The organism is Rubellimicrobium aerolatum, from assembly GCF_017872975.1.
GTDB lineage: Bacteria > Pseudomonadota > Alphaproteobacteria > Rhodobacterales > Rhodobacteraceae > Rubellimicrobium > Rubellimicrobium aerolatum.
Map to the genome: position 1 here is coordinate 1 of NZ_JAGGJP010000036.1, position 8,329 is coordinate 8,329.

Sequence of the window (8,329 nt, forward strand, 5' to 3'; positions counted from 1 at the left end):
TGCCGAACGACCCCATGTCCTCCAGCCGGCCGCCCACCTGCACCCCATACAGGTCCACGGACGAGCGGCCAATCGTGATGACGTCAAGAGGCTTGGATTGCGTCAAGGACATAGGGTCCACTCCTGTTCGGCTCATCGGCTGATCGTGGCCTGGAGGGCGTCGATGGAGGACTGGATGCCCGCCTCGGTGGACATGGTGAAGTCCTCCATCTCGAGGCTGACCCAGCCGTTGTAGCCGACCATGCGGACCACCGAGAAGAACTCCTTCCACCATTGCAGGTCGCGGCCCGCGCCGACGGCGACGTAGTTCCAGGCGCGGGCGGCGACGTCGGTCACCTCGCGCGTTTCCAGCAGGCCGTTGACGTCCGCGAGGCCACGCTCGATGCGGGTGTCCTTGCCGTGGCAGTGGTGGATCGCCGGGCCCAGCGCGCGGGCCGAGGCGATGGGGTCCGCGCCCATCCAGATCAGGTGCGAGGGGTCGAGGTTCATGCCGACGGTGGGGCCGACCGCATTCCGCAGGCGGGCCAGCGTCTCAGGGTTCCAGACCAGCATGGCGCTGAAGTTCTCGAGCGCGTAGCGCTCGACGCCGACCTCCTTGGCAAGGCTCACGAGGCCCTCCCAATAGGGGATGGCGCAGTCCTCCCACTGGTAGCGGTCGCGCTCGGGCATCTCGTCGGGCCAAGACTTGGTGTAGACGAGCCAGTTCGGGACCGTGTCGCCGGGTGCGGCGGCGGGGAGGCCGGACATGGTGACGACCGTCTTGACGCCGATCTCGCCGGCGAGGCGGACGGTCTGCTCGATCTCGCGCCGGTGCCTTTCGCCCATCGGGCCGGGGTCGAGCGGGTTGGCGGAGCAGTTGAGCGCGGCGATTTCCAGGCCGCGCGCCTCGATCTCCTTGAGGGCGGCCTTGAGCGCGCCCTTGTCGGCGAGGAGGCGGTCGGCGCGGAAGTGGGGCCCCTTGGACCAGCCGCCGCCGGTCATCTCGATGCCCTCGACGCCGAGGGCGACGCATTTGTCGAGCATGGCGGTGAAGGACAGGTCGCCCATCACGTCGGTGCAGATGGAAAGCTTCATCGGGTCTGTCCTTGTTCTCAGGCCGCGACGGCGATGGGCTCGCCGTAGAGCGCGGGCTTGGCGCGCATCCGCACGGGCTCCAGCCGGCCGCTCTCGACGGCGCGCAACGCCGCGTCGGCGACGAGGGTGGCGGCGTAGCCGTCCCAGGTGCTGGGGCCGGTCGCCGTCCCCTGCCCCGCCGCGACGATCCATTCGCGGAACTCCTGGTCGTAGGCGTCGATGAAGCGCTCGCGCCAGTCGGCGGGGATCGCCTGACGGATGCCGTGGCGGTCGCTGACGACGGTGGCGGGGCGGTTGGGGAGCGAGGCCACGCCCCCCTCGCAGCTCACCTCGCCGCGGATGTCGTAGCCGTAGCCGATGTTCACCGAGATCTCGACATCGACCAGCGCGCCGGAGGCGGTGTGCAGGAGCACCACGACCGGGTCGCGCAGATCCTTGCCGCGCGTGGAGCGGCGCGGGACGCGGACCTCGACGCCGGTGATCTCGTCGTCGAGCAGCCAGCGCGAGATGTCGGCGTCGTGGACGAGGGTGTCGTTGAGCGGCATATCGGAGGTGTAGAGCCCCTCGGGCACGGACGCGTTGCGGTGGACGGAATGGTAGAGGAGCGGCGCGCCGAGGCTGCCGCCGTCGATCACCGCCTTGAGCCGGCGGTAATCGGCGTCGAAGCGGCGCATGAAGCCGACCTGCACGAGCCGGTGGCCGTGGGCCTCCTCGGCCTCCATGACGCGCAGCGCGGCGGCCTCGGAGGTGACGAGGGGCTTCTCGCAGAACACCGGCTTTCGGGCCGCGATGCATTCGAGGAGCTGCTCCTCGTGGGCGGGGCCCCAGGAGCAGATGACCACGGCCTGCACGCTGTCCGAGCGGATGAGGGCCTGGGGGCTGTCGAAGACCTCCGCGCCCTCGGGGGCGGCGGCGGTCGCGCGGGCGCGGTCGATGTCGGTCACGCCGACGACCCGGACGCCCGAGAGGACCTGCGTGAGACGGCGGATGTGGTCCTGGCCGATCATCCCCGTTCCGATGACTCCGACGCGGAGGGTCATTGGGCGCTCCAGTGCTTGTCGATGTAGCGTTGCATTTCTTGCCGCATGAAGATGCCGGACTGGTCGGCCTTGTCCTCCCAGGCGAAGACGCAGGCGGTCATGATGCCGTCGAAGCCGATCTCGGCCAGCGTGCCGAAGAAGTCGTCCCACGGCACCTCGCCCTGGCCGATGTTGAGGTGCTGGTGGACGCGGGCCTGGGTGCCGGGCGGGTTCAGGATGTAGCGCAGGCCCGAGGAGGCCTTGTGGTTGAAGGTGTCGCCGACGTGGACATGGGCGAGCACGTCCTTGGACGCCCGCAGCATCTCCACGGTGTCGTCGCCGAAGTAGAAGGTGTGGGGCGCGCAGTAGAGGAACTTCACGCGCGGGCTGTTCACCGTGCGGATGATGTCGAGCGCGGGCTGGATCGTCTCGCACCAGTCCTCGGGGTGGGGCTCCACGTTGAGGGTGATGCCCTCGCGCTCGAAGATCGGGACGAGCTCCTCCATGGAGCGCCACCAGGCGTCCTCGCAGGCCTCGATCATGCTGCCGGTGTGGCAGCAGTAGCAGGAGCCCTTGTCCGGGTGCGGGCCGCGCCCGAACTCGGAGTTCATGGTGTCCACCTCCATCTCGACCGCGATCTCGATGGCCCGCTTCCAGTGCTTGACGGCGGCCTGACGCTCGGCCTCGTCGTTCGAGGCCCAGCGATACATCGGCAGCAGCGACGCGATCCTGACGTTCTCGGAGGCGAGGGCCTGCTTGAACGCCTTGATGCGGTCGGGGAACACGCGGGGGGCCTTGAACCATTCGAGGAAGTCGCCACGGGGGGACATCTCGATCCAGTCATAGCCCAGCTCGCGCACCTTGCGGGGCAGCTCCTCCAAGGAGAGGTGGCGGTGCATGAAGGGGTCGAGGGCGATTCTCATCGGGGCGTTCCTTTCGTCGTGTGGGGCCGGGGCGGGGCGGCGCGGTTCGGTGGCGCGGACCCGTTTCGCGGCCCGTGCGAGGATAATCCCACGGCGGGATTGACGAGGTCTGACAGCAACGAGCGGTCAGGGGGCACTTGGCGCAACACCCCCCGGACCCGTGCTAGGGGCCGAATCACGCGGCCTGCGGCGAGCCCGCCTCGTGGGCGGCGATCTCGGCCTCCAGCTCGGCCATGGCCTCGCCCCCGGCCATGAGGTCGGTGATCTCCTCGCGCGTGCGCTCGCCCTTGGCGAAGCTCGCGGCGAGCGACCCCCGGATCAGGACGGCGAAGCGGTCGCCCACGGCCATGGCGTGCGTGACCTGGTGGGTGATGAAGATGACGGCGAGGCCGCGCCGCCGCGCCTCCAGCACGATCCGCAGCACGTGAGAGGCCTGCTTGACGCCGAGCGCCGCCGTGGGCTCGTCGAGGATGAGGACGCGCGCGCCGAAGTGGACGGCGCGGGCGATGGCGAGGGACTGCCTCTCGCCGCCCGAGAGGCCGCCCACGAGGCGGTCGCCGTCGGTGATGCGGGTGATGCCGAAGCCCTGGATCGCCTTGACCGCGACCTCGTTGGCGGTGCGGCGGTCGTAGGCCTTGAGCGGCCCCCAGCGTTTCACCGGCTCGCGGCCGACGAAGAAGCAGCGGCCGATGCTCATCAGCGGGAAGGTGCCGCCGAACTGATGCACGGTGGCGATGCCGCGGTCCGACGCCTCGCGCGGGTTGGCGAAGGCCACGGGCTGGCCGTCCATCTCCATGGTGCCGGAGGTGGGGGCGTGGACGCCCGAGAGCGTCTTGATGAGGGTGGACTTGCCCGCGCCGTTGTCGCCCAAGAGGCACAGGACCTCGCCCGCGTTCACCTGGAGCGAGATGTCGTGGAGGACATCGACGGGGCCGAAGGACTTGGAGACGTTGGTGAGGCGGAGGATGGGGGTCGTCATTTCGCTTTCCCCTTCGAGGTCGTGGCGCTGAGCGCGAGGCGGCGGAAGGTGTTGTTCATCAGGACCGCGAGCAGCAGGAGGACGCCGATGATGAGCGAGGCCCAGTTCGCGTCGAAGCCGGTGTAGAAGATGCCCTGGCTAACGATGGCGAAGGTGATCGTGCCGAAGGCGATGCCCACGACCGAGCCGAAGCCGCCGGTGAGGAGGACGCCGCCGATGACGACCGAGATGATCGAGTTGAAGATGAAGCTCTGGCCGGTGGAGACCTGGGCCGAGTTGTAGAGGATGGCCTGGCTGATGCCCACGAAGGCGGAGCAGAAGCCCGAGCCCATGAAGAGCTGCACGGTCAGGCGGTCGATGGGGATGCCTTCGTTGCGGGCGCTGACCTTGTCGCCGCCCAGCGCGAAGATCCAGTTGCCGATCGGCGAGACGTGCAGGATGTAGCCCACCGCCAGCAGGGCGGCGATCCACCACAGGATCGTGACCTGGAACATCCCCCCGATGAAGGAGCCCAGCAGGGCCTTGCCCAAGGGGCCGGTCTGGAGGGCGACGCCGGTGCTGCCGGTGACGAGGACCGAGATGCCGAGCGTCAGGCCCGCCACCGCGAAGAGGCTGCCCAGGGTGATGATGAAGGACGGCACGCCCGTCCGCAGGACGAGGAGGCCGTTGACGAAGCCCACGAGCAGGCCGAGCGCCAGGGCGGCGGCGATGCCGACGACGAGGGGAAGGTCGAAGTAGCCCGACAGGACCGCGACGGTCATGGAGGCGGCGGGGATGACCGAGCCCACCGAGAGGTCGAGCTCGCCCGCGATCATCAGCAGGCCCACGGGAAGGGCCACGATGCCGATCTCGGCCGCGACGTTGAGCCAGCTCGCCGCGCCGCCCAAGCCCAGGAAGCTAGAGCCTCCGAAGACGGCGAAGAAGGCGAAGACGATCAGCATTCCGAGGAAGGAGCCGGTCTCGGGCCGGCGGGCCAGGGCGCCCAGGGAGAGCCCGTGGTCCCGTCGGGCGGCGGGCGGCGCCAGGGATGGCTTGAGGGTGTCGGACATCATGCGGGGCTCCCCGAAGGTTGAGCGGGATGGGGGTCGGCCGGCGGGGTCCCGAGGGACGCCCGCCGGCCGGGGCGGGGGTCAGCGGACGCCGGCCGCCACGCCCGCCAGCGTCGCATCGACGTTGGCGGCGTCGATGATGCCGGGGCCGGTCAGGATCTGACGGGTCGGCACGGTCAGGCCGTAGTTGACGTAGTTGTTGAGGATCGCCACCGACAGGAAGCCCTGGAGGTAGCCCTGCTGGTCGATCGCGAAGAGCTGCGTGCCGGCCTTGATGTTGTCGAGGATGGTCTGGTCGAGGTTGAAGCCCCCGAGCTTGACCCGGTCGCCCGCGCCGGCCTGCATGATGGCGATGGAGGCGCTGTTCGCGTCCACGTTGCCGATGGTGTAAAGGCCCGCGACCTCGGGGCTTTCGAGCAGGTGGCCCTTGACGGCCTGGGCGACCGCCGTGGGGTTGCCGAAGCTCGACATCGGAAGCGGCAGCTCCTGGGCGGTGCCGCCCTTGCCCGTCGCGCCGTCGATCAGGCCCTTGCACTGGGCCTGGAGGTTGGCGGCGCCCGGCAGCGTATTGACGCAGGTGACGTTGGTCACGCCGTGGTCGGCGAAGTATTCGCCCGCCGCCTTGCCGGCGAGGTAGTCGTCGCTGCCCACGTAGTTCATCGCGCCCAGGCGGTCGGCGGCCTCGATCCCGCCGGCGTTGTAGAGGATGAGCGGGATGCCGGCCTCGGTCACGGCCTGGAAGGCCTCGTCCATCGCCTCGGGGACCCAGTTCGGGCCGACGATGGCGTCCGCGTCCTGCGCGATGGCGGTGCGGATCAGGTCGGCGGCGTCCGGGCCGAGGTTGTCGTAGTTCTGCGGCCCGAGCCAGGTGACGGAGCCGCCCTGGGCCTCGACGATCTGGCCCGCGTCCTCGGCGCCCTTCTTGACGATGGACCAGAACGGGTCATCGGCCTTGCCGCCGATGACGAAGATGTTGGCGCCGTCCTGCGCGAAGGCGCCGGTCGCGACGACCGTGGCGATGAGCGCCGCCGAGGCGGTCTTGAGAATGGTCATGCTGTCCTCCCCAAACCCGCCCTCCCGGCGGGCCTTCGTTGGTGAGGACGTCATAGCCCCTATGCAGCCATTGCATGAACCCAAAAGTTTCATTACCGTTTCATTTGTTTCTTGTTCCTCATGAAACGATGACACGAACGGGGATGCCATGAAGAGGCCGACCATCGCAGATCTGGCCCAGGCCGCCGGGGTGAGCGTGTCCACCGTCAACCGCATCCTCAACGGGTCGGCCAAGGTGGAGACCGCCACGATCGAGCGCGTGCGGGAGGCGGCCACGGGCATCGGCTTCTACGGGCTGAACGTGATCGACGCGCGCAAGGACCAGTCGATGCCCCGGCGGCGGCTGGGCTTCCTGCTCCAGCAGTCGAGCCGGGAGCTGTACCGGCTGTTCGGGCGCAGGATCGAGGAAGCGGCGGCGCAGCGGCGGGGGGAGCGGATCGAGCCGGTGCTGGAGTTCGTGGACCGGCTGGAGCCCGAGACCATCGCGGCGCGGCTGCGGGCGCTGGCGGCGGGCTGCGACGCGGTGGCGGTGATCGCGGGGGACCATCCGCTGATCGGCCAGACGATCCAGGCGCTGAAGGCGGACGGAAAGCCGGTGGTGGCCTACATCACCGACCTGTCCGCCCCCGACCGCGCCGGCTATGTCGGGACCGACAACTGGAAGCTGGGGCGCACCGCCGCGTGGTTCATCGCGGAAACCGCGCGGGGGCCGGGGCGGGTGGCGGTGCTGATCGGCAACCATCGGTATCAGTGCCAGGACGTGTCGGACGCGAGCTTCCGGTCCTACATGCGCGAGAACGCCGCCCACCTGAGCGTGGACGACAGCCGCCCGACGCACGAGGAGCCGGGGGAGGCGCATCGCATCATGGCGGGGCTGCTGGCGGGGAGCGACGACCTGGTAGGGATCTACGTGGCCGGCGGCGGCATCTCGGGGGTGCTGGAGGCGCTGCGGGAGGCGCCGGAGGCGCGGCGGCGGGCGGTCCGGGTGGTCTGCCGGGACATGGGGCCCGCGACGCACCGGGGGCTGGCCGAGGGGCTCATCACCGCCACGCTCTGCCATCCGCTGGAGCGCACCTCGGAGCAGCTCGTCCAGACCATGCTCGACGCGATCGGGCAACCCAAGGGCAGCCCGATCCTGCAACGCACCATCCCCTTCGAGATCGTCACGCCGGCGAACGTGTAGGCGGGCGGGCCCCGGCCGAACCCTTCAGCCGATCGCCTCGAGGAACTTCGCGAGCTCGTCGTCGGAGACCGGCACGGCGTGGCGGGCCTCGGGATAGGCGCCGCGGTCCACGTCGGCCTTGAACTCGCCGAAGGCCGCGATGCGCTCCTGCTGGAGGCGGTCCATCTCGGTGCGGAAGTTGCGGTAGATCTTGGCATGGCGAGGCTTGTGCCCGCGCGTGCAGCCCAGCACGTCCTCGGCGAAGAGACACTGGGCGTCGGCCCAGGGACCCGCGCCCATGCCGAGCATGATGAGCGGGGTGCGCCTCGTGATCTCGGCGGCGATCCGGTCGGGGACGACCTCCAGCTCGGCGGCGAGGGCGCCGCAGTCCTCGAGCCGCCGGACGTGCTCCCAGACCTTGAGCGCCTGGTCGGCGGTCTTGCCCACGGCCTTGAAGCCGCCGGTCCAGGTGGCCTTGGAGGGGATCAGGCCCACATGGCTCGTGACCGGGATGGACTCGTCGGCCAAGGCCTTGATCGTGGTGAAGGAGGCGGAGCAGTAGCAGCTGTCGGCGCCCACATCCATCATCCGGGCGGCCTTGCGGAGGTAGGCCGAGGTCATCCGGCGCATCTTCCGCGAGTACGTCGAGGGCCGCTCGCCCCGGAGCATCGCCGCCGACCTCAACCGCGACGGCATCTCCGCACCCCCCTCGGGCAAACGTAAAAAGGGGACCGGCGGCTGGGCCCAGAACACCATCAACGGCAATCGCGAGAGGGGGACTGGCATCCTCAACAATGACCTCTATGTGGGACGCCGCGTCTGGAACAGGCACGACTGGGTGCGCCACCCCGACACGGGCAAGCGCCTGGCCCGCGCCCGTCCGCTCGAGGACCATAGGATCGCCCTTATTCCCCACATGAGGATCGTGCCCGACGAGCTCTGGGAGACCGCAAAGGCCCGGCAGGCGGCTCGCTGGAGCGTGTCGATCAGGATGAGGCACGAGCGACAATCTGGATGAGAGCGATGCGTCGGGGCTGAACTGAAGGGAGGGCGTAGCCCGACCGGAGGTT

General features: G+C 69.6%; 9 protein-coding genes. 2 read left to right on the forward strand and 7 right to left on the reverse strand.

Translation table 11 applies throughout. The features are described 5' to 3' along the window. Window positions 1-132 precede the first annotated feature (132 nt). The 6 genes from J2Z33_RS17680 to J2Z33_RS17705 form a co-directional block, all read right to left on the reverse strand. Window positions 133-1,074: a sugar phosphate isomerase/epimerase family protein gene (locus tag J2Z33_RS17680; protein ID WP_209843516.1), complete on the reverse strand. Its 942-nt coding sequence runs from the start codon at window positions 1,072-1,074 to the stop codon at window positions 133-135. Between the two features lie 17 nt (window positions 1,075-1,091). Continuing rightward, on the reverse strand, window positions 1,092-2,114 hold the full coding sequence (locus tag J2Z33_RS17685; protein WP_209843518.1) for a Gfo/Idh/MocA family oxidoreductase: 1,023 nt from the start codon (window positions 2,112-2,114) through the stop codon (window positions 1,092-1,094). Beyond that, window positions 2,111-3,016, reverse strand: coding sequence for a sugar phosphate isomerase/epimerase family protein (locus tag J2Z33_RS17690; protein WP_209843520.1), 906 nt, complete (start codon window positions 3,014-3,016; stop codon window positions 2,111-2,113). Before J2Z33_RS17690 ends, J2Z33_RS17685 begins: the two co-directional genes overlap by 4 nt. Window positions 3,017-3,191: 175 nt before the next feature. Continuing rightward, window positions 3,192-3,995, reverse strand: a complete 804-nt coding sequence (locus J2Z33_RS17695) for an ATP-binding cassette domain-containing protein (RefSeq protein WP_209843522.1) — start codon at window positions 3,993-3,995, stop codon at window positions 3,192-3,194. After that, complete coding sequence (locus J2Z33_RS17700) at window positions 3,992-5,047, reverse strand: ABC transporter permease (RefSeq protein ID WP_209843524.1); 1,056 nt, start codon at window positions 5,045-5,047, stop codon at window positions 3,992-3,994. Before J2Z33_RS17700 ends, J2Z33_RS17695 begins: the two co-directional genes overlap by 4 nt. 78 nt (window positions 5,048-5,125) lie before the next feature. Continuing rightward, the gene (locus tag J2Z33_RS17705) at window positions 5,126-6,097 is read right to left on the reverse strand and encodes a sugar ABC transporter substrate-binding protein (protein ID WP_209843526.1); all 972 of its coding nucleotides are present in this window, start codon (window positions 6,095-6,097) and stop codon (window positions 5,126-5,128) included. A 148-nt stretch (window positions 6,098-6,245) separates the two neighbouring features. On the opposite strand from J2Z33_RS17705, the gene J2Z33_RS17710 reads away from it, so the two are divergent. Continuing rightward, window positions 6,246-7,280 (forward strand): LacI family DNA-binding transcriptional regulator, encoded by a 1,035-nt coding sequence (locus tag J2Z33_RS17710; RefSeq protein ID WP_209843528.1) that lies wholly within the window; start codon window positions 6,246-6,248, stop codon window positions 7,278-7,280. A gap of 24 nt (window positions 7,281-7,304) precedes the next feature. On the opposite strand, the gene J2Z33_RS17715 is transcribed toward J2Z33_RS17710, so the two are convergent. Continuing rightward, entirely contained in the window at window positions 7,305-7,880 is a 576-nt protein-coding gene (locus J2Z33_RS17715) for a 3-methyl-2-oxobutanoate hydroxymethyltransferase (RefSeq protein WP_245218973.1), read from the reverse strand. A gap of 46 nt (window positions 7,881-7,926) precedes the next feature. Here J2Z33_RS17715 and J2Z33_RS19030 point away from each other — a divergent pair, with 46 nt between their 5' ends. Continuing rightward, window positions 7,927-8,277, forward strand: coding sequence for a recombinase family protein (locus tag J2Z33_RS19030; RefSeq protein WP_377110481.1), 351 nt, complete (start codon window positions 7,927-7,929; stop codon window positions 8,275-8,277). Window positions 8,278-8,329: the final 52 nt, after the last annotated feature.